This is a genomic window from Rhodococcus sp. C3V, assembly GCF_029269915.1.
GTDB classification, from domain to species: domain Bacteria; phylum Actinomycetota; class Actinomycetes; order Mycobacteriales; family Mycobacteriaceae; genus Rhodococcus_F; species Rhodococcus_F qingshengii.
The window spans coordinates 187,195-208,686 of sequence record NZ_JARJBE010000006.1 but is presented as its reverse complement, the minus strand read 5'-3'; the positions used below and the strand labels follow the sequence as shown (position 1 = coordinate 208,686).

Sequence of the window (21,492 nt, the reverse complement as noted above, 5' to 3'; positions counted from 1 at the left end):
GTGAAACACACAGGGTGATGGACCCCGGGTGGGTCCGGACGAGGGGAAAACGTTGAAACTGCGAACCACACGCGTGTTTACCGGATCGATGCTGACTGCCGCTGCACTGACTGCCGCACTGCTCTCCGGGGGGACTGCACAGGCCGATCCCGCATATCCGGCACCGGACCCGGACCCGTTCTACTCGCAAGCAGCTGCCGAGGGGACCGCCGGCACGCCGATCTCCGTGCGCCGGGCCCCTGACCTGATGACCTTTCCCGGCGTCGCGATCTGGCAGGTCAGTTACAGGTCCACGAACTCAGAGAACAAGCCTATTGCCGCGGTCAGCACGATCCTGGTCCCGCCGAATCAAGCACAAGACGGCCCGTTGCTCTCGTATCAGCACATCGTCAATGCACTCGGTACGGGATGTGCGCCATCTCGCGCGCTTTACGCATCGGATCCCAACATCGTCATCCGTGAAGCGCCCATCCTCAACGTCGCGCTGCAACGTGGATGGACCATTGCCCTTCCCGACCATCTCGGACCCAACAGTGCGTACGGCGCCGCGCGCCTGGGCGGACAGATCACGCTCGACGGTATCCGCGCCGTTCAGAAAGTCCCCGAATTGCGTAGTGGCGCCAGCCCTGTAGGTATTGCCGGCTACTCCGGCGGCGGCATGGCCACCGCGTGGGCGGCCGCACTGGCCCCGAGCTACGCACCCGAGGTCAACCTTGTCGGTGTAGCCGAGGGCGGCGTCCCGATGAATCTGTCCAAGATGGCAAACGGCCTCGGACAGGATCCGCACCCGGCATTCGGCCTCGCCTTCGCCGCAGCAATGGGCCTCGAACGCGAGTATCCCGACCTACTGCCGCTGAGCAACCAACTCAACGACCTCGGACGGTCGATGCGGGCCGAACTCACCAACGCGTGCACCAACGACATCCTCAGGGTCGGTGCCGGGCGCAGTGCCTCTCAGGTGTCGACGTCGACATCCTTGCTGTCCAGCCCTGAAGTGCGAAAGGTGATGGACGACAACAGCGTCGAACTCTATCCGGGTGTGCCGACTGCCCCGGTGTTCGAATGGCACACACCCGACGACGTTCTGATCCCCATCGATTCGGTGGTCAACACGATTTCGCGGTACTGCGCCGCCGGAGCCACGATTCAATCCCAACTGTTCCCCAGCCCGGACCACCTCACCACTGCGGTCCTCGGTCTGCCCACCGCATTCGAGTACCTACAGGACCGATTCGACGGAGTGCCGGCCCCGCGTTCGTGCTGAATGTCTCCGGAGTGACGTATCGAGCAGGCGCGGCACATGGCCAACTCGGTGTGCCCGTGGCATCGTTGATCGTATGAGCGACACGGATGACACCGGCGCGGCCGGCAATGGCGATTACAGTCTCGATCCCGACGACCAGCTTCAACCTGAAGACACTCTGATCGATCGAGGCGTCGACGACATTCTCGACGAGGGAATCTCACCACCGGAACGCCCACTGGGACTTGATGCCCACGGGTTGACCGGCAGCGAGGAATCAGCGGGGGAGACCCTCGACGAGCGCCTGGCCGAAGAAGAACCCGATCCGTACGCGTCGCTCGGAGATCCTTTGAAGGATCCCGCCGATGCCGACGAATTCGAACGGGAAGAAGAATTCCCGAACGGTGACGAAGTGGGTAACCGTCGGGTCGGGCGTCTCGTTGCCGAAGACGAGGGCAGATACGAGGACGAGGAAAGTGAACTCATTGCCGGAGACGTCGGAATCGACGGCGGCGCAGCGTCGGCAGAGGAAGCCGCGATGCATCTGATCGACGATTCAGAGGACTGAACGACCGCCTGACTGTTGTGGCTGTTGTAGCTGTTGATCGGTGAGAACGATGGAGTGGACGTGATTTCCACCCATTCTCTTGCTTTCGTACATCGCCGAATCGGCGAGGCGATGTAGATCGTGAACGCCACTTTCTGCTGCTTGTACGTCCGGCCAGGCGCCGTTGTGGATGGCTATGCCGATGCTTGTCGTCGAGATTGGTTCGCCTGTAGGGGAGTTCATGATGGGCGCGATCCGGGCCAGTAGATCGCCGACGTACGGCAACGGCATCATCTGAACGACGACGAACTCGTCACCGCCGATGCGCGCTATCGCCGCGTCCGATCTGGCCCAGTCGTGTAGTCGATAGGCCGTGCGCAGTATGACTCGGTCGCCGACGTCGTGACCGTAGGTGTCGTTGAAGTGTTTGAAATTGTCGATGTCGATCACCACCACCAGCAAAGACTGGTCGAGGCTGGATTTCGCTTGCAGTAGTTCGGAAGTCCGCCGTGCGAGTCCGCGCCGATTCAGCAGGTCCGTCAACGGATCGAGTTCTGAGCTTTGAGCGTCGTTGCTCAGGAGCGCCAGAGCAATCTGCGTGACCACCGGTATGACAGTGATGACAGGAATGGCAAAGGCAATGCGCCCCAGGACGTCTGGAAGGCCAGAAGGTACATCGGTGAACACGCCGATGCTGGCAACAACGATGACCGCCCCGGAAAACAGCAGGTGCCACAGCTGAGTTCGAAGATTGTGAAAGAAGGCTATGTACGAGCCGACGAGCCCGAAGACGAGACATCCGAGCAATCTCTGATCCGGATTCGCCTCAGCCAGCACGATCACCGCAACGGCGAAGTCCCCGGCAACGACGAAGAAATACGACCTTTCACGGGTGGTCGCTACGACAGGCAGGGCAATTCCGCCGATCATCACAAGCACTGCGACGACGACGTCCAACGGAAATCCGATGGTCTGTACCGAATGAGTGCCCAGTCGCTTCAGCAGAATCGTGATACCCAGGAGGAAAACCAATACGCCGATGCCTATCCGAGTCGGCATCAGAATTCCGTTGTCGCGCAAGAATCGCGTGAATCGGTCAAACTGGTCTGGCACTGCGAGCCAGCGATGCACGACCTTGGGTGTGTCGCTCATCGCGGCCACTGACCATGAGAAGCGGCCGGTCGAATACAACACATGCGGCGATAGTAGTCCGTGGCGATGACAATGGAACTGAACTCGCCTCCAGCCTGTCGACCATAATACGTCACAGTGACGAATTGAGGTGGGGTAGCCGGAAGTCGGTGAGACGTGTTTATCGGCATCAATCCACATCAGAGCACTTATTGGTCGTTCCTGACGTCCAGGTCGCGCGGCGTAGCCGCAGTCGCCGGCGAGGCCAGGCGGTGATCGGTACCAATTCAGCCGGCGATCGCGGAGTCGCAATGGTCGAGTCGTGCAAGCCGGTCGCAGATCTAGGACGGAAACGCAGGAAAGCCGGCAAATGTACCGGCAGACAGACATAGGTGGGCGGAAACAAGGAAGGTTGCACGAACCAGGCGTGAGCCGGATATCACCAGGTCGAGAATTTGCCGATAATCTACATTATGTCAAGTAATAGTTATTCGAACGTCCCCCGTCAGCTTGTCCGCTAGCTTCACCCACATGGATTCCGTTGCGCTCGTCCTCGGCTCACCGCGTGGTCGTCGGTTCTGCGCGAACGTCGGGTACGCGTGCCAGCAGAAATGTCGGAACTCGAGATTCTGCACTGTCTTGCGTATGCCGTAGATTTTGCACGCTACTGGGAGCCGCCGGACGAAGAAGATCTGATCTTCGTCCGCCCTGAGGTGATCGCGGCATTGCGACCGATTGCCGAAGCACTACTCGACTCGCCACACACTGCCTGGTGGGCCGAGCCTGCTGACCTTCTGAACCAGAATCTGGTTGAAAAGCGAAACCCTATTTACGGCTGGTCGGACCTTCCCTTGCGGATTTACCGTGCAGAGGACGGCCTCGAACAGTGGCGTGCTGAGGCACTCGACTACGAACGCCGGTTTCTGGAATACCAGATCGAAGATCCGGACCGTCACATCGGAGGCGAATGGTGGTCTATCCCGTTTGCCAACGGCACAACCGAAACAACCAGGGCCCGCGACGGTATCGGGGCCCTCGGGGTGTTTCTCGAAGAAGACAGCTCCTCGAACGAGGCGCGGGTGCAGCCGGTAAGGATCTACGGCGCGCCCCGGATCTACGAGATCACCGGTCCGCAGGACTGGGCGAATCTGGTCGATACCTATCCCCTGCCAGTGCCCGCTTCACGTCGCTCCGTGTGGTACGACACGACCGGTGAATACCGTGACTGGTTCATTCCGGACTGGGTTTCGGTGTCCGCGGATTACGACGCCGTGCACCTGACCATGATGGCTTATCTGACCACGCCAGGTGTCGCGATCCCGTTTTCGGCCAACGCGGGGGCCACTGTGCTCGCCGGGTGGAATCCGGACGCCACCTTCTGGCTACGTAGCAACAACATCACCGTTGACGACGACCCGACGGGCTGACGTTCGGCTACACCGAGTTGAGCAGGTGCGGCCGCACTGCCAGCCACCGCGCGGTGTCCTCGATCCCCTGTTCCAGGGTGAATGTCGGAACCCACCCGAGTAGTCGCAACGCACGATCGTTCGACGCATAAGCGCCGGCAGTGTCACCGGTGCGTCGGCCGGCAGCGACCACGTCGATATCTTCACCGAGCACGTTCTCGAATGTGTGTACCAATTCCCACACCGTCGTCCCCCGCCCGCTGCCCAGATTGACCACAGTCATGCGTGATGATTCAGCGGTGACCCGGTCGAACCTTTCCAGTGCTCGAACATGAGCGTCTGCAAGGTCCCAGACATGAACGTAATCACGCACTCCGGATCCGTCGCGCGTCGGCCAATCCGTTCCCGTAACCCTGAAAGGCGTTCCTGTCGAATATGATTCGAACAGCTTTCCGAGTGCGTGGGTCGGGTGTGCCGATGGTGTACCACTTCGCAGCTCCGGATCTGCCCCGACCGGATTGAAGTAGCGTAGAGATATCGCCGATAATTCAGTGGCCGCCGCAATGTCGTCGAGCATCGTTTCGAACTGAGCCTTGCTGTGCGCATAGGGACTCTGCGGTGCGATCCCCCAGCGTTCGTCGACACACCCACCGTCGCTCGGCGCATACACCGCCGCAGAGGAACTGAACAAGAAGCGCTCACACCCGTTCCGAAGGACACTCGATACCAGCGTCAGCGACTTGGATACGTTGTTCTCGTAGTACCGTGCCGGGCTACTCACGGAATCTCCGACCACGATCAAGGCCGCACAGTGAACTGTCGCATCGATATCGGAATGATCTGCGAATACCTTGTCGAGCAGTTTCTCGTCCGCGATGTCGCCGCAGTAGAACGGGAATCTGTGCGCAAATTCGGCGCGGCCGGTCAGCAGGTTGTCGAGAATCACGACATCGATCCCGGCGTCGACGCACTTCGACGCTACGGTGCTTCCGATGAATCCCGCTCCGCCCGTGATCAGTACTTTCACGCCGCTCCCCCGGCATCTTCGACGGCAGTTTTCGCACGACGGACGAAGTGGGACACGCGTGAGCGGGCCAAGTCCCATCCACGTAGGTCGCGCCCGTCCCGGATGGAAAGCCGATCACGGTCGAGAAAGAGCGGCACCATGACCAGATCGCGGTAGAGCGAGTGCAGGCGTGGGCGATCCGCCAACCACAGCGTCCATCGCCACCACCAACGCGCCGAGATGGTCGTCATTCCGGTACTGACGCCGAAGATCGATTCCACCGCCGCCCAGTGGACGTTCACCGCCCGACGGACATCGCGTGGCAACTGGCGTCTGGAGAGCGTCACAGCGAGTTCCGGTTCGGAAGTGAGCAGGTACCCCACGTCGAAGACACTGTTCAACGACAAATCGGCTCGAATCAAGGCCCGATCGGCAAGCCGCGCGTGAGCGATGACGTGCAGCGTCACGTCGGCCATCGCAAGGCGGGATTCTTCCGCCTCCGCGCTGATTCCTCGGACTGCGGCCTCCCGGGTCAGCGCGTGACGGGCGAACCTCGGAAGTAAGTGCGAATGGATTTCGACGGAGCCATGACGGTCGTCGCGAAGGAGTGCCGGTTCCTGATGATCGTCGTGATCGATGGAGTCGGAGTCCACTTCGTCAGGGCGGACCATTCGGTAGCCGAAATCGAGGATCGCGTCGTTGGCCGGAACGGCATGTGCAGGGTCGACGACCAAAAGGTCGATGTCCGTCATCCGTCGAGCTGCCGGGTTCGGCCAGATTTTTCGCTCGAGAAGGGCGGCACCCTTCAGTGCAACCGTCGGAAATCCGTTGCTGTGTAACAACTCTTGCAGTTCCACTCGCTGCGCGTCGAGGTCCGAGATCCTTATGGTGTTTCGGTGATGGACAAGGCTCAGCGTCAATTCCGGACTCGATGCGGTGGCCGAGGATTCCGACAGCATTTCCGCGAAGCTCGCAGGTAGGACCGATGCGAAGCCGGCCTCGACCGCTCGGGAGGCGAGCAGCGGCAATACCTTGTGCCTTACAGCGGCGTCGATGACTCTGGGCCAATCCTGCTGCGTACACAAGCGGATGACGTCGGCCCCACACTCGGGTTTCAACATGGAAATCAGGTACCGGGTGTCACGCATGACGCCACCAGTTCCTCCACGGTGTCGGCGCCGGTATCGCCGTGATGTCGAATCAGTCTGTAGCACGGGGCATTCGAGAGTAGAGCAGCGATGTTTCTCAGGGTCAATCCGTGGTTGTCGGACCACAGTGCGGATTGCTCGGCTAGCGACTGTATCGCTTGGGGTACGGGCATCGGAGCGAGTCGAGTCGGCCCCTTGTCCCATCCATCGAGGATCAGCACCAGATCGATTCCGCGAACCGCCGAGCTGACGTTTCGTTCAGCAGGCAAGGTTGACGGGTCCAACGCCCACACCGGCGGGGCGTACGGAAGATGCAGCGAATCGTGCGCTTTGATCTCCGGGAGGACGTCGAACGTACCGGCTTTGAGGTGGACCCGCCGTGGTAAGCCCACAGCTTCGGTACCACGAATGAAGACGCCTTCGTCAGCACGCAGTTGTGCACCCCGTAAGGCAAGGGCGAGCGCCAAGGTGGTCTTGCCCGCCCCGGAATGCCCGGCGATCGCCACTCTCACACCGTTGCAGTCGACCAGAGCGGCGTGCAGGCGTGTCCAATTTCGGGCGTGCGCGGCCGTCATGACATCCCGGTGCACCGTGCGGTACACGCTCTCCGCGAGCTGGAGACCGTCCAGACCGATCAGCGTTTCACGGCTGCCGCTGATGGTCGATTCGATGGTGACGTCCCAGCGACCGAATGTCGCTCGATTCCGCTGAATCCCAACTTCGACGTTGTTGTCCGCAGGCCACGGGCTGGCAATCCGATGCTCGACGACACCGACCTCGGGTATGCGGAAACCGCGCACAATCGCGTCAACCCAAAGGTAATGCGCCCGGAATTGTGGTACGTGGTTGCCTGTCACGGAATTCTCACACCAGCAGACGAGAGGTGCTCAGCTGTCCGTACGTCTCGTTGACTACCGACTTCGCCTCGTCGTCAGGGATCTCGAGCACTTCTGCCACGGCCTGGACAATTTCGCTGACGGTCCGGCCGTCACACAGTTCCCACACCAACGTCGCGACCGGGTTGAGGTGATGGGCAACCTCGCTGGAACTGTCGTACAGCACAACACCGTCGGTGAGATCGTTGCTCTCCACCGTCTGAGAGCGTTGCGGTCTCACACCTTCGAGTAGTTCGGTCAAGATATCTCCTTGATTCAGCGAATCCGATTTCGTTTCGGTGGTGGTCTCACAGTGCGAAGCGTCGTGAGTATTCGGATTCGATTGCGCCCGAACGAATCAGGCTGCGTGTGGAGGCGATGCCGGGCGACAGCGTCAGGCACGTGAGCGCTCCCCCGGCACTCGCATCCACCAGGTAGTCGCCCAGAGTTCGGTAGTGACCCGCCCATTGTCCGAATGCTTCGGGATCTGACTCCGGATCCGCAATCTCATCGAGAATTCGCTCGAAGGCGCGCGAATGTACGAGAACGGCGTGGACGCCACGGTTCTCAGGACTGGTGCGCAAGAGTGCCGAACCGTCGAGCAGAGCTCCGTCCCTCGATTTCGGGTCGTGTCCGAGGTGGACGACATCCCAATCGCCGTGATCCAACTCTTCGCGGGCATGGCCAAGGATCGATGCGGCGGCATCCAGCAAACTGACGTCGTCAGCAGCGATGAGGACCGAATCCCAGCCCTTCTCAGTCGCCCGAGCGAGCGCACGACGCCACGAGACGGTGAAGGCCGCGTCCTGATTCATCGCGTCCTCGAAAGCCGACACTCTTTCCACCGCTGTTACGCGCGGTAAGCGAATGAATCTATGCCAGGACGCTTTCCATCTGTCGATGTCAAGATCGAGATTCACGACGGCAACACCGAGGTCCGACTGAGAATCCTCGACAACGGGGTTGGGTTCTCCCCCTACTCGGACAGGCGACAGTGGGCGATCGAGCACAACGTCGACTGCGCCTCGCTCGAGCAGATAAGCCGCCAGTGAGAAGTCGGACGGCACGGGTCCGTTGATCCTTCGTGAGAGTTCGTCTCGCAAAGTTCCGTATGTCGCCGCGCGAACAATCAGTGCAGCTCCGACCAGATCTTCGCCGTGTGCGTGGATGACAGCCGTATCGGCTTCGGCGGGGAGGTCGTCGACGATGTTCCGTAGCTTGTACATAACCGCGGGTTCGATCACGCGCGCCTCGTCCAGAAAAACCACCGACTTCCAGCCCAGCAGAATTGCCTTGTCGAGTCCGGCGACGAACGCAGAGGCCGTCCTCCACCCATCCGGACCGTCGTCCTCCGCCGGAATGGCACGGTGAACGGTCAGTTCGATCGACTCGGCCTCCGCCAGGCATGAACGCCACGGAGCGACTCGGCCGTCGTCGCTGAGAACGACCACCCCACCGAAGACCAACTCGGGTCGCTGGACGCTCAGCTCGGCACGGTGACGAATCTCGGGATACGAATCACCGAGGTACCTGGAGAACTGACGATGGAGTGAGTCGAGATCCCATCCGACCTCACTCCAACCGAGCAGGTAATTGTGAACACGATCTTCCCAGTTTATTCGATACGGGACACCGGCCGGGCGCTCGAATCGATGGTGCCAACCAAATGTCGGAAGGCAGACGACCTTTCCGCCGTTGATCCGGAACTTCTCGTGGATGTATCCCTCTTCACCGCCGAATCCGGTGAAGTGCGAGTTCAATCCCGGCCATGCCTCACGCCTGCAGGCAAATGAGCCGAGGCCCTGCATGACGATCTCGAAAGGCACGTCAGGGTGTTGCTTCGCTCGCGGATCAACTCCCCACGAGCCGAACATCCCGTTGCGCCACTTGGGGTCCATGTGGGTGGCCGCGATGTGCGAGGAATCCTGGGAGAGCATCGGTCCCTGGATCAGATCGTCGGTTTCCGGGTCCGCGTCGAAATACGCCAGCAACGCCGACAACGATCCCGGTGCCAAGATCACGTGAGAGTCGAGGACAAGGACATACTTTCCGGTGGCCTTGCGGAACAGGACGTCCCGCACCGCAGTCGATCGAACGTCGGTGAACGGGATGTAGCGGAACCGATCGATGTAACCGGCAAACGATTCGAGCATCGGCGCCGGCAACCCCTCGGGGTTGTTGTCCAACAAGACGAATTCGACTCTGTCCAGAACCTCGCGATGATGGACCAAGATCGAGTGGATCGTGAAGTACGCGCCGTCGAAATCGTCGTAGGTCGCGATCGCGACAGTCAGATCGGCCGGTTCTCCGTGTGGCGGAGTCTCCTTCACCTGAACTGACCCCGCGCTCTGAAACTTCTTCAGAGCGCGGTGTAGCGCGACGTCGAACTCTGTCATCGTCGGTGTTCCCCCTCGGAACCAGTCGCGTCGTGTCGGCTACGTAGGTTCCGTGGGATTTGTCGGCTGGGTCGGAGGGGTCGGGAAGGTCGGCTCGGTGCGAGTGGTCGGCACCGTCGGTACGGTTGGCACAGTCGGGACGGTCGGCTCCGTCGGCGCTGTCGGCCCGGTGGGTTTGGCGGTCGTCGTTCCACCCGAACCTGACGAGCTACCGGTTGATCCGGAACCTGTGGAACTTCCGGACGGTCCCGAACTCCCGGAACTACCCGAACTTCCTGACGATCCCGAACTTCCCGATGATCCGGGATTGCCCGGCTCGTTTCCGCCCGGCTGATTCCCTCCCGGAGTATTACCACCGGGTTGATTCCCGCCTGGTTGCTCGCCGCCTGGTTGATTCGGATTCTGCTGGCCACGACTTGGCGCTCCGGAAAGATTCGGCGTGTCACCGGCTGCGAAGGCCGGCGCCGCACCACCGAGGCTGATCGACGTCACGACTGGCACAGTTACCGCCGAGGCCGCTAGAACTGTCTTGACGAACTTGCGTCGATCAACTGGAACATTCTGAAAAGCGTCGCCGCCCATAGCGTTTCTCCCATGCGTCCGAGACGAGGTCGTCCTCACTCGATGTCGGGCAAAACGCTAGCATCCTTCTGGCAACTTTACAGACTGAACGCGCCGATATTTGACGGTTATGCGAATTTGAGTCCGGACTGGGCCGACTGTTCGGACAAACGTACGGCGATCTCCTCCTGTTCAGGGGACTCGTTTGTCCCGGTCGACAACCGTCAACCGACCGGCATCTCCCACGGCGCCACCGGAAGAGTGCTTCCGGTTTCGAGGTAGGACTTCAGGTTCGACAACACCGCCGACCATCCACCGGCCACCTCCATGCGAGCCGATTCGTCCGCCAAATCGGTGTGCTTGACGGTCAGTCGCACGATCGCGCCGAAGGCTTCGATGTCGAAACTCACCCGAGAGATGTCGACGCCCGGTTCGCCGTTCGGATCAGCCCAGGTGGTGACCAACCTCGACGGAGGGTTGCTCTCGACTACGGTGCCGACTACATCGGCAATGTTCGAACCGTCGATCCGGCGGTGCTCCCAGGTCGATCCCGGCTGCCAGTCGGAGACGTTGCTGTGTCCCCAATACTCTGCGGTGGCCTGTGCGTCGGTGAGCGCTTTCCAGACGTTGTCCGCCGTGCTCGCAATGTAGGTGACGTACACAAAACTGGGCTTGTCGGTCATGGCTTCCTCCGCGATTTTTTTGACGGTACTGAGCGCACGAAGGCGCGGTACCTCGAACTTGTTGATCCACCGCTCTCGAATCTCCTCGAGCGCAACGGGATTGAGATAGTGAAGCTTCGCCCTCCCCTGTCGGACCGTGCTGATCAGATTGGCGTCCTCGAGCATGGTGAGGTGTTGAGTGACAGCTTGCCGACTCATGTCGAGGCTGTCGCACAGCTCGCCGAGCGACTGACCGTTGGCTACGAACAAGCGGTCCAGGAGAAGCCTTCGTGTGGGATCGGCCAGTGCTTTGAAGGCTGCATTCATCCGGTCGTTCACAACTTCACAATATGCAAGCATTTACTTGCATGTCAACGGTTGGGCGTGCCGGGTTTCGAAAGTTGGGACAGATGAGGTGTGATGTCTCTAGGCAGATGTGATCTGAATCCCGGATTACACCGTAAGAGAGGTTGGGCACATGGACTGGGCAGCAATTGGAGTGGGTGTCGGGTATGCCTCGGTGGCCCTGTCGATCCTGGTTTTCGTCGGCGGGTGCATCGCACTGTTCATCTTGTCCGTCCGCCAGTAGCTGACACCTCGACAAAGTGGTGATCACCCCGGGGTCCGGCCAAGCCGATCACCTCGGGAGTGATCACCCTCGAGGCCGCTTGATCGATTCGGACACACCGGCGCGCGTCGGACTGCTCGCAGAGAAGCTCGGCCGCGGTGGGACTACCGTAGGACTGTCGCCTAGAACTCGAGGAGTACGGAATGAGCATCCAGTCGGTTGAACCGCACCGCCACCGCGTAGTGGTGATCGGTTCCGGCTTCGGAGGATTGTTCGGCACTCAGGCTCTCAAAAAAGCCGATGCCGACATCACGATGATCGCGCGTACAACCCACCATCTGTTTCAGCCGCTCCTCTATCAGGTTGCGACCGGCATCCTCTCGGTCGGTGACATCGCTCCCGCCACGAGACTGGTGCTGCGCAAGCAGAAGAACGCACAGGTACTGCTCGGTGAGGTCGAGACCATTGATCTCGAGAATCAGACCGTGACCTCGCGTCTGCTCGAACGCGTCACTGTTACGCCGTTCGACAGTCTGATCGTGGCAGCCGGTGCCGGTCAGTCGTACTTCGGCAACGACCAGTTCGCGGAGTTCGCCCCCGGAATGAAAACGATCGACGACGCCCTCGAACTGCGCGGACGAATCCTTGGGGCCTTCGAACAGGCCGAACTGTCGGACGATCCCGCCGAGCGTGCGCGCTTGCTCACCTTCGTCGTTGTCGGCGCCGGCCCCACCGGCGTGGAGTTGGCCGGGCAGATCGCCGAGCTTTCCCGTCGAACGCTGGACGGCGCGTTCCGCAAGATCGATCCTCGTGAAGCGCGCGTCGTGCTCCTCGACGGCGCCCCTGCCGTGTTGCCCGTGTACGGCGGGAAGCTCAGCCGCAAGGCTGCCGAGACGCTCGAGAAGCTCGGCGTCGAGATCCAGCTCGACGCGATGGTCACCGACGTGGACAACGACGGTCTGATCATCAAGGAGAAGGACGGCACGCTTCGCCGTATCGAGTCGCAGTGCAAGGTGTGGTCCGCCGGCGTGCAGGCCAGCCCCCTCGGCAAGCAGCTCGCAGAACAGAGCGGCGGAGAAACCGACCGCGCCGGCCGCGTCATGGTCAATCCCGACTTGTCTCTGCCCGGGCACCCCAACGTCTTTGTCATCGGCGACATGATGTCGCTCGACAAGCTTCCCGGTTTGGCTCAGGTTGCCATGCAGGGTGGCAAGTACGCGGCCAAGCAGATCAAAGCGTCACTGGACGGCAAGTCCCCGTCGGAACGAGTTCCGTTTAAGTACTTCGACAAGGGAAGTATGGCAACGATCTCGCGCTTCAGCGCGGTAGCCAAGGTGGGCAAGCTCGAGATCAGCGGCTTCATCGGGTGGGTTGCCTGGCTGGCAATTCACCTCCTCTACCTCGTCGGATTCCGTTCCCGTGCCTCGACGCTGTTGTCGTGGGCGGTGACGTTCTTCGGGCGTGGCCGTGCTCAGATGGCGTCCACCGAGCAGCAGGTCTTCGCGCGAAACGCGATGGGCGAGTTGGAGAAGAAGAACAAGGAAGCGACGGAGTCCGGCAGCGCTTCGAATGGCGAAGCCAAGAAGGCTGCCGGCAAGCAGCAGAAGGCCGCCGGCTGATCAACACCTGAGTGACCGGCGGAGGGCGGCTGTGGAGTTCAACTCCGCAGCCGCCCTCCGTCATTCGATCGACTGCCGCGTGGTCAGTTTCCGATCTTCGCCACCTCGGTGATGTTCGCGAGGCGAACCTGTCCCTTGGAAACAAGTCGGTCGTTCTCGTCGGTGATGCGAACTTCCCAGAGTTGCTGGGTGCGTCCGCGATGAATCGGGGTGGCTTCAGCGGTGAGAGTGCCCTCCCGCGTTGCGCGCAGGAAGTCGGTGTTGTTGTTGACTCCGACCACGTGTCCTCGCTCGCCCAGCCACACGGTGCCACCGACGCTGGCGAGAGACTCCACCACCGAGCAGTACACACCCCCGTGCTGTATCCCGGCGGGCTGGTGCAGCGTGGGCTTGACGGTCCATTGCGCCCGCACGCGATCTGGGCTCAGTTCGGTGTATTCCAGGCCGATGGTGGCGTCGAAGCCCGTTCCGAGCCGTTTCATCATCTCTGCGGTCTCAGCAGTGTCGACCATGCCATCTCCATCTGTGATTCTCTGGCGCCGGTGTGGCTGCCACTCCCTACCTGATTACACGAGAGGTAACTCGAGCTTGGAATCAGGTCTGGAAAAAGAACCGGCGGGTTTCACATCATTCGATGTGAAACCCGCCGTGGGAAGGACCGGGAGTCTCTGCAGCCCTCAGGACTCCGGCGCGGTCCGGCAGTTTCGTCACTCTCGCGGGGTGTAACTCTCCGCGTGGCGTTCCACAATCATAGGCAAGGCTGACCTAATTTAGCAAGCCCTTCGTCGAACTGGTTCCAACGAGGACGCAGCGAGACCTTGCGGCGCGCACGCACGGGCAGCCCTGCGGCGACAAAAGCGTCCAGCAGCCCCTGCCCGCGGCGCTGAGCGGCTGATTCGCCCCCGCCGGCCAAGATGGGGACATATGCCGCTGCGCCCAGGATCGACTCCCCTACCAAGCCCCAGAATCTGAACTGGTCGACGGGCGCACACCTGGAGACGGCGTCGTAGATCGCCCGTAGCGAGGTCAGGCAACGGTGCGCGGTCCAGACGAGGAGCGCTTCTTCGCACGGCATGTCGACGACGCCGTCACTGCCGGACTCCCGTCCGTTCGGCGCAACTCGCAGAGTTTCGTCGATCACCCCGGCCCAGTCGATACCGCCGTCGCTGTCCATGTGGATGAACAGGTTCTCGAGGCCTGGATCCCAAGCGGCACCTTCGGAGACGATCGATGCGGCAACCCTGCCGACCACAGCGTGAATCAGTGATGTTGCGACCTGTATCGCCGCAGCTTCGGCACTGTCGAGATCCTGGAGCGAGCGGGCGAACATCTGATGCACCCGATCCCCGCACAAGCCTTCACTCAACTGCCACCAACGCCGTTTGCCTTCACCTGACATGGCGGCAACCGCGTATACGCGCGGGTAGTCAGGGTTGAGTGCTCGTAGGCGAACGCTGGTGCGGCTCAATGCGTTCGACCGGAGTTCGAATTCACGAACATCCGCATGCTGGGTGGTCAAGGTGATTGTCACCGTGCACTCCAATCGGCCGAAGTTGTCTTGTGGTTCTTAATGTAGGTTAGCCTCACCATAATTCAAGAGTAAAGAACTGTGACGCTGGGCACCGCATATTCACAGGAACTTGCCCCGCAGGGAGCACACCCACATAGGGTTCCGTAACCTAAGATGCGAATTCCCTGCGCACAAAGACCAGGAGCTCGAACCGCCAGTGACGATGATCAAACCGCTCGGGAACGGACATCCCCGAGGACCCAGCGAGACGTACGGACGGCGCATAGTGCCGCGCGGCCCGGCTCCTGTCCGAATGCGTGTTCTAGCTGGGATTTTCGACGCGGGGGTGTTCCTGCTTCCGTTGCTCGTCGGCTGGTACGTCGTTCAGTCGCTCCGAGACGAGAACGGTGGCGGCGAAGCCGACCGCGCAGTATTCGGTGGTACGGCAATAGCCATTGCCGTTGGTCTCCTTGTGTGGAACCTGGGATTCCGCGAAGGTGCCACAGGCCGGACCTCGGGAAAGGGATGGGTAGGTCTGGTCACGCGTGACGCGAAGACAAAGCAGCCCATCGGTGTTCGCCGGGCTCTGCGCAGGCCGTTCGATCGAACCGGTATCGAGGTGGTCCGTGAAAGCACGGCGCGCGAAGAAGGGTTCGAGGAACTCGCGCGCGACAACAGCGTCGGGGCAACTCGTCGACGCCGGCTGATCGGTCTCGCGGTGCTCACGGTTCTTCTCGCGCTCGTCATGCTCGCGAGCATCGCGGTGGGCGCACGTCCGCTGACGTTTGCCGAGATCTTCCACGCCATCTTCAGTTCGGACGGCACCCAGACGGACATCATCGTGCGAACGTTGCGCGCTCCGCGGACCATCCTGGGTCTTGTCGTCGGCATCGCACTCGGTATCGCCGGCGCCCTGATTCAGGGACACACGCGTAACCCGTTGGCAGATGCCGGACTACTCGGCCTCAACGCCGGCGCGGCTTTCTTCGTAGTCATGGCGATCTATCTCTTCGGCTTCACCGCACCGAGTCAGTACCTCTGGTTCGCGTTTGCAGGATCGTTCGTCGCCAGCATCGTCGTCTTCGGCTTGTCCTCCATCGGAAACGGCGGCGCGAGTCCTCTGAGTTTGGCTCTGGCGGGCGCAGCCGTCGCGTTCTTCCTGCAAGCCATGACCAATGCCGTGATCATCCTCGACCAGACCAGTCTGGACGCCTACCGTTTCTGGGTAGTCGGGTCGGTGTCCGGTCGCGGGTTCGACGTTCTCTGGCAGGTCCTCCCCTTCCTGATACTCGGTTTGGTCATCGCCCTGGCGAGTACGCCTGGTCTCAATGTCCTCAGCCTGGGTGAAGACGTCGCAAAAGCGTTGGGAACGAACATCGCGTTCAGTCGCACACTCGGCATCATCGCGATCACCCTGCTGACCGGCGCCGCGACCGCAGCGTGTGGACCTATCGCGTTCATCGGATTGGTGGTCCCCCACGTGGCCCGGGCCATCACCGGACCCGACTACCGCTGGCTGGTCCCGTACGCAGGCTTGCTCGGTGCGGTCATGCTGATCACCGCGGACATCATCGGTCGCGTAGTCGTGCGCCCCGGCGAGTTGCAGGTCGGAATCATCCTGGCCCTCTTCGGCGCCCCGTTCTTCATCGCTCTCGTACGCCGCAGGAAGTTGGCAAGTCTGTGACGCTCAAGCAAGAACTCCGGGTACTCCCCCGGACCATCCCCTCACGTAAGTCGATTCGTATCGGTGGATTCTCGCTGGTCTACCGTCCACTCGCGGTGTCGGTGTGCATTGCCCTCGCGGTCGCACTCTTCCTTCTGCTCTGCATCAACATCGGACGCGGCGACTATCCGATCGCGATCCCCGATGTCATTTCCGTCCTGCTCGGTAATGGAAGCAAGACACAGAACCTGATCGTCTTCGACCTCCGACTTCCTCGATCGCTCACCGCACTCTTCATCGGTATGGCACTCGGCATTGCCGGTGCGGTCACCCAGACGATCGCTCGCAACGCCCTCGCCAGCCCCGACATCCTCGGAATCACGGCCGGATCGAGTGCTGCCGCGGTTGCTCTCATCGTGCTCGGTGGTGGCGGGTCGTTCGTGGGACTGCTTGCCACACTGGGGATTCCGTTGGCTGCACTCTGCGGCGGCCTACTGACAGCAGTGGTGATCTACGCCTTGGCGTGGCGCAAGGGCGTCGAGGGGTTCCGCCTCATCCTGATCGGTATCGGCATCAACGCCATGCTGGTGGCAGCGACGGGATGGCTTCTCATCTCGGCGGACATCAACGATGCTTCGCGCGCACAGGTGTGGCTCAACGGTTCGCTCAACGGTGCCACCTGGAATCAGATGTGGCCGGTCGCCATCGCTGTCGCGGTAGTCGGCGGCTACGCGGTGATCGCTTCGTTCACCATGGGAGCGCTGCGGTTGGGCGACGACAACGCCACCTCTCTCGGTGTTCGCTTGCAATCATCGCAGGCCAAACTGTTGCTCTCTGCCGTGGCGCTGGCCGCCATCGCAACCGCCGCAGCAGGTCCGGTCGGCTTTGTCGCCCTGGCTGCGCCACAGGTCGCCATGCGTCTGGTGCGCTCTGCCGGCCCGCCCATCGTGGCGTCCGCGCTGACCGGTGCTGTACTGGTGGTCGGCAGCGACGTCATCGCTCGAACAATTCTGCCTGTGGAACTCCCCGTCGGAATCGTGACTTCCGCACTGGGTGGTCCGTTCCTGCTCTACCTGTTGGTTCGTAACAATCGGAAGGTCACAGCATGACCACGATCGCCCAGTCCACCGATACTCCTTCGCGTCTCGTCGCCAAGAACCTGACGCTCGGGTACGGGGACCGCATCATCGTCGACGGACTCGATCTCGAGATCCCTACCGGCGTGATCACGACGGTCATCGGCCCCAACGGTTGCGGCAAGTCGACGCTCCTGCGTGCGCTCGGTCGTCTGCTCAAGCCCAAGGGCGGATCGGTCGTCCTGGACGGCAAGGCGATCAGTTCGATGAAGACCAAGGAAGTCGCACGGGTGCTCGGAATGCTCCCCCAGACTCCAGTTGCGCCCGAAGGACTCACCGTCGCCGATCTGGTCTCACGTGGGCGCCACCCGCACCAGTCGTGGATCAGGCAGTGGTCCGCGGACGACGAGGGCGAGGTCGCCGAAGCGCTGGAGCTGACCGGTGTCTCGGATCTCGCCGATCGACCCGTCGATCAATTGTCCGGCGGTCAGCGCCAGCGAGCCTGGATCTCGATGGCTCTCGCCCAGGGAACCGACATTCTGCTTCTCGACGAACCGACTACCTATCTGGACCTCGCGCACTCGATGGAAGTCCTCGACCTGGTGGATCAACTCCACGAGGAAATGGGGCGCACCGTGGTGATGGTGCTGCACGACCTCAATCTCGCGGTCAGATACAGCGATCATCTGATCGTGATGCGCGACGGCGCCGTCGTCGCTTCTGGTGTCCCCAAGGACATCATTTCCGCGGAACTTCTGCTCGACGTATTCGGTCTCGAAGCTGCGGTCATCGACGATCCCGTCTCGGATCGGCCGCTGATCGTTCCGATCGGAACCCGGCACGTGTTCGGCGCCGTCGGCGGGCCGGCAAAGCCTGCGTGACGATCGCGAATCAGCGACCCAGAATCGTCCGAACAAGTTTGAATCCCTGACCGATCGTCACGGTTGGCAGGTACGCCCGTCCGACCGCGTTCCCGATGCTCGGCAACGCGGCTGGATCGGCGAAGGTCATGTGCATCGGCACGTACCGAGGCTGGAACTTCGATTTGAAGGCCAACAGCGAACGAAATCCGTACACCGGTTCCAGGGTGCGACCGAGTAGGTCGAGCACGCTGTCCATCATCGCCGAGAAAGTCGTGGCCTCCGGTTCGTTCGCATTCCTCTCGGAATCACCGGCGATTGTTGCCAACGGTGCACCGGACAGACTGAGGAACTCGACGCCCTCCTCCTCCAATTTCAGTGCAGCGGAGGCGATGAGGAACTCCATCGCGGGACGGAATCCTTCGGAGCGTCGCCTCATGAAGTCGAGTGTCCACCCGACGACTTTGCCGTCGCGGTACACCGGTAGCCACGACGTGACACCGTGCACGGTGCGATCCTCGTCGACGGCGATCAGGCACCGCACTTGTTCGTCGTCGACCTCGTCGAGTCCACCGAGGGTGAATCCCATCTCGGGCATCCCCTTGTCCGCCACCCATTCCTCCGAGATCGCAACTATCTGATCCTTGATCGCGAGAGGTGCATGAGGGAAGGAAATCCACTCGGCCGTGATCCCGGACTTCTTCGCCCGGTTCAGTGCTGTTCGCACATCCTGGAACCGCTTTCCTGTGAACGCGACCTGTCCGAGGTCGAGCACGGTTTCCTCGGCGACCTGCAGGCCGCTCCAGCCCATGGAATCAGTGATGCTTCGGGCGTCGTCGGTCACTGAATAGAAGCAGGGAATCCAACCGTTCGACGACGCGAACTCGGCAAACTCCTCGATCGCCGTGCGCATGCGATCTGGAGGACCGACCGGATCACCGGTTGTGAGAGCAACACCGGCGATGACGCGATACGCGACGTAACTCGAACCGTCCGCGCTGAACCAGTATGTGTTTCCCTTCCACGTCGTCATCCAGGACAACGGGCTGCCGGTACCGGCGATCAACATGGATCGCGCTCGTTCGGCGGCTTTGGGATCGGCGGTCTTGACCGGCTTGAGGAAACTCACGAACACCAACACGGCGGCGACGCCCCAGAACACGACGCCGGTCCACTCGAAGAGCAACGTCGACTCGATGTCCACGGGAAGCAGACGCGGATCGATCAACTGCAGGTACACGGGCGGTACAAGGCGCTGAGGGAAGTCCGCGAGCAACATCGTTACAGTGGGCTCGCGATCGAACCCGTGCCTGGCGAGCATTCCGCCGCCGACGTAGATCACGGCGAGGACCGCGAGCAAGGTCACGATCGCAGCACCGAGACGTCGGTATGTCTTGGCCGGGGCCGCGACGTCGAAGTATCGACGTGTCGCGATCAGCAGGATCAGTACGAAGAGCGGTGTCAGGAACGGCACCAGAGTTCGGTACACGTTCGGATCGCTGATTCCGTAGAACAAGCTGTCACTGTCGACGGCGTCGACGAACCTGATGACGAAGTTCCCGATCGAGAGGACGAGTAGGACGACCTGAGCACACACTGTCGCAATCCAGGCGAATCTGCGGCCACGACGGAGCCCGTCACTCAACACGAGAACGAAGATCGACGGCATCAGCGAGAGCAGAGTCGGGCCGATACCGGAGAGTCTGAGCTCGAGGAGTCCTCGTCGGCAGTCCGGATCCGACGCCGACTCCTCGCACAGTTCTCGAACCTCGGCGACAGTCCAGGGAACTCCGCGGAAGAGGTCACGGAGGACCGCGAGTGGGCCGACCGCCTGCGGGGACAGCGCGGCGATCATCGGGCCGATCGCACTCGCCGCGACGACGATGGCGACCAGGACGCGACCCTCTCGCTGTGTCCCGGCGATGCGCTCACCGCGCGCCGATCGTCCGACGATCCACTGTCCGATCACCAAACCCACCACAGCGGCAAAGAATCGGATGACGTCTTGCAGCTGACCACTGAACAAGGCCAAAGTGATCGTCAACGCCAAAGTTCCGACGCGAATGCGACGGCGCCACAGGGTGCCCATGTTCGAGCTGGCGGCCATCGCAGCGCCGACGATCCATGCACTGGCTCCGACCGCGGAGCCCACGTGGAGGCGGAATCCCCAACTGGAATCAAACACCTTCGCAAACGACGCCCAGCCGAGCCCGAGCAGGACTCCCAAGATTTGAGTGCTTGCGCCGGCGATCGCAAGCTTGATCGTTCCCATTCGGCGTTCGAGGGGTGCGGCGACTGCGATCAGGAGCACGGTCGCGCCGAGGTACCCGAGCAGGTTTCCTGCCCACAGCACGGACGTGAGCGGCGTCCAGATGCGGCCGTGCTGGATCGAGCCCATTCCGGCACCGATCGTGTGCTCGAGATCGCGGGACGGTCCGTGAACGAGGCTGCCGGTTGCGGCACCCACGATCCACATGGTGAGAAGTAGAACGACCGTCAACGGTGCGTCGCGAATGCCGAAACGGATGATGCCGGCAGCTTTCTGCGTGACTACCCGCGCCCGTGATGTCGATTCTTCGGTGCCCGGCGAACTGTCGATCGTCATCTACGTGCGGCTACTTTCTGCGGATCGACTGTTTGGCTTGCAATTATCGGGCATCGTCATTGTCGGGACTTTCGTCGTCTCACACCACCGTAACCGTCACGCAGATCACTATGGCCAATACCACACCCCCACCGAGGTGGTTACTACTACCAGTAGTACGTATTTCGTCGTGGAAGTCCGTAGAATCGAAGAATGGCAGGTCTAGGTGAACTCGAACGCGCGGTGATGGATCATTTGTGGTCCACATCGGAACCGCAAACTGTGCGACAGGTGCATGAAGCACTCGCGACGCATCGCGAATTGGCGTACACGACGGTAATGACCGTTCTGCAGCGCCTGGCGAAGAAGCATCTGGTGATTCAGCAGCGTGACGATCGCGCACATCGCTATCTTCCCGTCAATAAGCGCGAAGAACTGGTCGCGAGTCTGATGGTCGACGCGCTGGCCCAGGCTCCGGAGTCCGGCGGTCGCGCTGCGGCGCTCGTCCACTTCGTGGGACAGGTCAATGCTGACGAAGCCGATGCTCTCCGCGAGGCGCTCGCTGCCCTCGAGGTGCGCGAGTCCGCGAAAAAGGCTGCGCAGCCCGGAATTTCTAGGCCGAACTGATTTCGTCGTG

At 61.4% G+C, this 21,492-nt stretch carries 19 protein-coding genes; 9 read left to right on the top strand and 10 right to left on the bottom strand.

The window, feature by feature from the left end; genetic code table 11:
• Positions 1 to 58 precede the first annotated feature (58 nt).
• Positions 59 to 1,264: a lipase gene (locus P3G66_RS17805; RefSeq protein ID WP_030536368.1), complete on the top strand. Its 1,206-nt coding sequence runs from the start codon at positions 59 to 61 to the stop codon at positions 1,262 to 1,264.
• 73 nt (positions 1,265 to 1,337) lie between these two features.
• The gene (locus P3G66_RS17800; protein ID WP_003945009.1) at positions 1,338 to 1,811 is read left to right on the top strand and encodes a DUF5709 domain-containing protein; all 474 of its coding nucleotides are present in this window, start codon (positions 1,338 to 1,340) and stop codon (positions 1,809 to 1,811) included.
• On the opposite strand, the gene P3G66_RS17795 is transcribed toward P3G66_RS17800, so the two are convergent.
• Positions 1,800 to 2,849, bottom strand: coding sequence for a GGDEF domain-containing protein (locus tag P3G66_RS17795; RefSeq protein WP_230793231.1), 1,050 nt, complete (start codon positions 2,847 to 2,849; stop codon positions 1,800 to 1,802). The genes P3G66_RS17800 and P3G66_RS17795 overlap by 12 nt on opposite strands.
• Positions 2,850 to 3,520: 671 nt before the next feature.
• Between P3G66_RS17795 and P3G66_RS17790 the strand changes: the two genes are divergently transcribed.
• Positions 3,521 to 4,348 carry a hypothetical protein gene (locus P3G66_RS17790; RefSeq protein ID WP_257230601.1) on the top strand — a complete coding sequence of 276 codons (828 nt, stop codon included), beginning with the start codon at positions 3,521 to 3,523 and terminating at the stop codon, positions 4,346 to 4,348.
• A gap of 7 nt (positions 4,349 to 4,355) precedes the next feature.
• Here the strand turns inward: P3G66_RS17790 and galE are convergent, their stop codons facing one another.
• Genes galE through P3G66_RS17765 form a run of 5 tightly spaced genes read right to left on the bottom strand, consistent with a single transcriptional unit; the run spans position 4,356 to position 9,752 of the window.
• Positions 4,356 to 5,354, bottom strand: coding sequence for a UDP-glucose 4-epimerase GalE (gene galE / locus P3G66_RS17785; RefSeq protein ID WP_047270556.1), 999 nt, complete (start codon positions 5,352 to 5,354; stop codon positions 4,356 to 4,358).
• Positions 5,351 to 6,481: a nucleotidyltransferase family protein gene (locus tag P3G66_RS17780; protein ID WP_210377123.1), complete on the bottom strand. Its 1,131-nt coding sequence runs from the start codon at positions 6,479 to 6,481 to the stop codon at positions 5,351 to 5,353. Before P3G66_RS17780 ends, galE begins: the two co-directional genes overlap by 4 nt.
• Positions 6,460 to 7,338, bottom strand: a complete 879-nt coding sequence (locus tag P3G66_RS17775; protein ID WP_276116940.1) for a hypothetical protein — start codon at positions 7,336 to 7,338, stop codon at positions 6,460 to 6,462. Before P3G66_RS17775 ends, P3G66_RS17780 begins: the two co-directional genes overlap by 22 nt.
• Positions 7,339 to 7,345: 7 nt before the next feature.
• Positions 7,346 to 7,618, bottom strand: coding sequence for a PqqD family protein (locus P3G66_RS17770; protein ID WP_007732082.1), 273 nt, complete (start codon positions 7,616 to 7,618; stop codon positions 7,346 to 7,348).
• 46 nt (positions 7,619 to 7,664) lie between these two features.
• The gene (locus P3G66_RS17765) at positions 7,665 to 9,752 is read right to left on the bottom strand and encodes a glycosyltransferase (protein ID WP_042450931.1); all 2,088 of its coding nucleotides are present in this window, start codon (positions 9,750 to 9,752) and stop codon (positions 7,665 to 7,667) included.
• Between the two features lie 52 nt (positions 9,753 to 9,804).
• Here P3G66_RS17765 and P3G66_RS17760 point away from each other — a divergent pair, with 52 nt between their 5' ends.
• Positions 9,805 to 10,086, top strand: coding sequence for a hypothetical protein (locus P3G66_RS17760; RefSeq protein ID WP_042450929.1), 282 nt, complete (start codon positions 9,805 to 9,807; stop codon positions 10,084 to 10,086).
• A 451-nt stretch (positions 10,087 to 10,537) separates the two neighbouring features.
• On the opposite strand, the gene P3G66_RS17755 is transcribed toward P3G66_RS17760, so the two are convergent.
• A complete protein-coding gene (locus tag P3G66_RS17755; RefSeq protein ID WP_080726673.1) occupies positions 10,538 to 11,335 on the bottom strand; it encodes a metalloregulator ArsR/SmtB family transcription factor in 798 nt (265 codons plus the stop codon).
• Between the two features lie 411 nt (positions 11,336 to 11,746).
• On the opposite strand from P3G66_RS17755, the gene P3G66_RS17750 reads away from it, so the two are divergent.
• Positions 11,747 to 13,162, top strand: a complete 1,416-nt coding sequence (locus P3G66_RS17750; protein WP_003944885.1) for an NAD(P)/FAD-dependent oxidoreductase — start codon at positions 11,747 to 11,749, stop codon at positions 13,160 to 13,162.
• Positions 13,163 to 13,245: 83 nt separating this feature from the next.
• Here the strand turns inward: P3G66_RS17750 and P3G66_RS17745 are convergent, their stop codons facing one another.
• Positions 13,246 to 13,674, bottom strand: coding sequence for a PaaI family thioesterase (locus P3G66_RS17745; protein WP_003945020.1), 429 nt, complete (start codon positions 13,672 to 13,674; stop codon positions 13,246 to 13,248).
• A 236-nt stretch (positions 13,675 to 13,910) separates the two neighbouring features.
• The gene (locus P3G66_RS17740) at positions 13,911 to 14,693 is read right to left on the bottom strand and encodes a hypothetical protein (protein WP_003944809.1); all 783 of its coding nucleotides are present in this window, start codon (positions 14,691 to 14,693) and stop codon (positions 13,911 to 13,913) included.
• Positions 14,694 to 14,895: 202 nt separating this feature from the next.
• On the opposite strand from P3G66_RS17740, the gene P3G66_RS17735 reads away from it, so the two are divergent.
• Genes P3G66_RS17735 through P3G66_RS17725 form a run of 3 tightly spaced genes read left to right on the top strand, consistent with a single transcriptional unit; the run spans position 14,896 to position 18,292 of the window.
• Entirely contained in the window at positions 14,896 to 16,356 is a 1,461-nt protein-coding gene (locus tag P3G66_RS17735; protein WP_073512408.1) for an iron ABC transporter permease, read from the top strand.
• Positions 16,353 to 17,444, top strand: a complete 1,092-nt coding sequence (locus P3G66_RS17730; protein WP_210377119.1) for an iron chelate uptake ABC transporter family permease subunit — start codon at positions 16,353 to 16,355, stop codon at positions 17,442 to 17,444. The genes P3G66_RS17735 and P3G66_RS17730 overlap by 4 nt, the downstream gene beginning before the upstream one ends.
• The gene (locus P3G66_RS17725) at positions 17,441 to 18,292 is read left to right on the top strand and encodes an ABC transporter ATP-binding protein (RefSeq protein ID WP_030536377.1); all 852 of its coding nucleotides are present in this window, start codon (positions 17,441 to 17,443) and stop codon (positions 18,290 to 18,292) included. Before P3G66_RS17730 ends, P3G66_RS17725 begins: the two co-directional genes overlap by 4 nt.
• Before the next feature lie 10 nt (positions 18,293 to 18,302).
• Here P3G66_RS17725 and P3G66_RS17720 read toward each other — a convergent pair whose 3' ends face one another.
• On the bottom strand, positions 18,303 to 20,876 hold the full coding sequence (locus tag P3G66_RS17720; protein WP_193595290.1) for a phosphatidylglycerol lysyltransferase domain-containing protein: 2,574 nt from the start codon (positions 20,874 to 20,876) through the stop codon (positions 18,303 to 18,305).
• Positions 20,877 to 21,068: 192 nt separating this feature from the next.
• On the opposite strand from P3G66_RS17720, the gene P3G66_RS17715 reads away from it, so the two are divergent.
• The gene (locus P3G66_RS17715; RefSeq protein WP_003944876.1) at positions 21,069 to 21,482 is read left to right on the top strand and encodes a BlaI/MecI/CopY family transcriptional regulator; all 414 of its coding nucleotides are present in this window, start codon (positions 21,069 to 21,071) and stop codon (positions 21,480 to 21,482) included.
• The last annotated feature ends 10 nt before the right edge of the window (positions 21,483 to 21,492 follow it).

Excerpts from the sequence above, each read along its gene's own strand:
- P3G66_RS17800 (WP_003945009.1), top strand. The coding sequence starts at position 1,338 with ATGAGCGACACGGATGACACCGGCGCGGCCGGCAATGGCGATTACAGT.
- P3G66_RS17795 (WP_230793231.1), bottom strand. The coding sequence starts at position 2,849 with ATGCCGACTCGGATAGGCATCGGCGTATTGGTTTTCCTCCTGGGTATC.
- P3G66_RS17780 (WP_210377123.1), bottom strand. The coding sequence starts at position 6,481 with ATGCGTGACACCCGGTACCTGATTTCCATGTTGAAACCCGAGTGTGGG.
- P3G66_RS17765 (WP_042450931.1), bottom strand. The coding sequence starts at position 9,752 with ATGACAGAGTTCGACGTCGCGCTACACCGCGCTCTGAAGAAGTTTCAG.
- P3G66_RS17755 (WP_080726673.1), bottom strand. The coding sequence starts at position 11,335 with ATGCTTGCATATTGTGAAGTTGTGAACGACCGGATGAATGCAGCCTTC.
- P3G66_RS17750 (WP_003944885.1), top strand. The coding sequence starts at position 11,747 with ATGAGCATCCAGTCGGTTGAACCGCACCGCCACCGCGTAGTGGTGATC.
- P3G66_RS17745 (WP_003945020.1), bottom strand. The coding sequence starts at position 13,674 with ATGGTCGACACTGCTGAGACCGCAGAGATGATGAAACGGCTCGGAACG.
- P3G66_RS17735 (WP_073512408.1), top strand. The coding sequence starts at position 14,896 with ATGATCAAACCGCTCGGGAACGGACATCCCCGAGGACCCAGCGAGACG.
- P3G66_RS17725 (WP_030536377.1), top strand. The coding sequence starts at position 17,441 with ATGACCACGATCGCCCAGTCCACCGATACTCCTTCGCGTCTCGTCGCC.
- P3G66_RS17720 (WP_193595290.1), bottom strand. The coding sequence starts at position 20,876 with ATGACGATCGACAGTTCGCCGGGCACCGAAGAATCGACATCACGGGCG.
- P3G66_RS17715 (WP_003944876.1), top strand. The coding sequence starts at position 21,069 with ATGGCAGGTCTAGGTGAACTCGAACGCGCGGTGATGGATCATTTGTGG.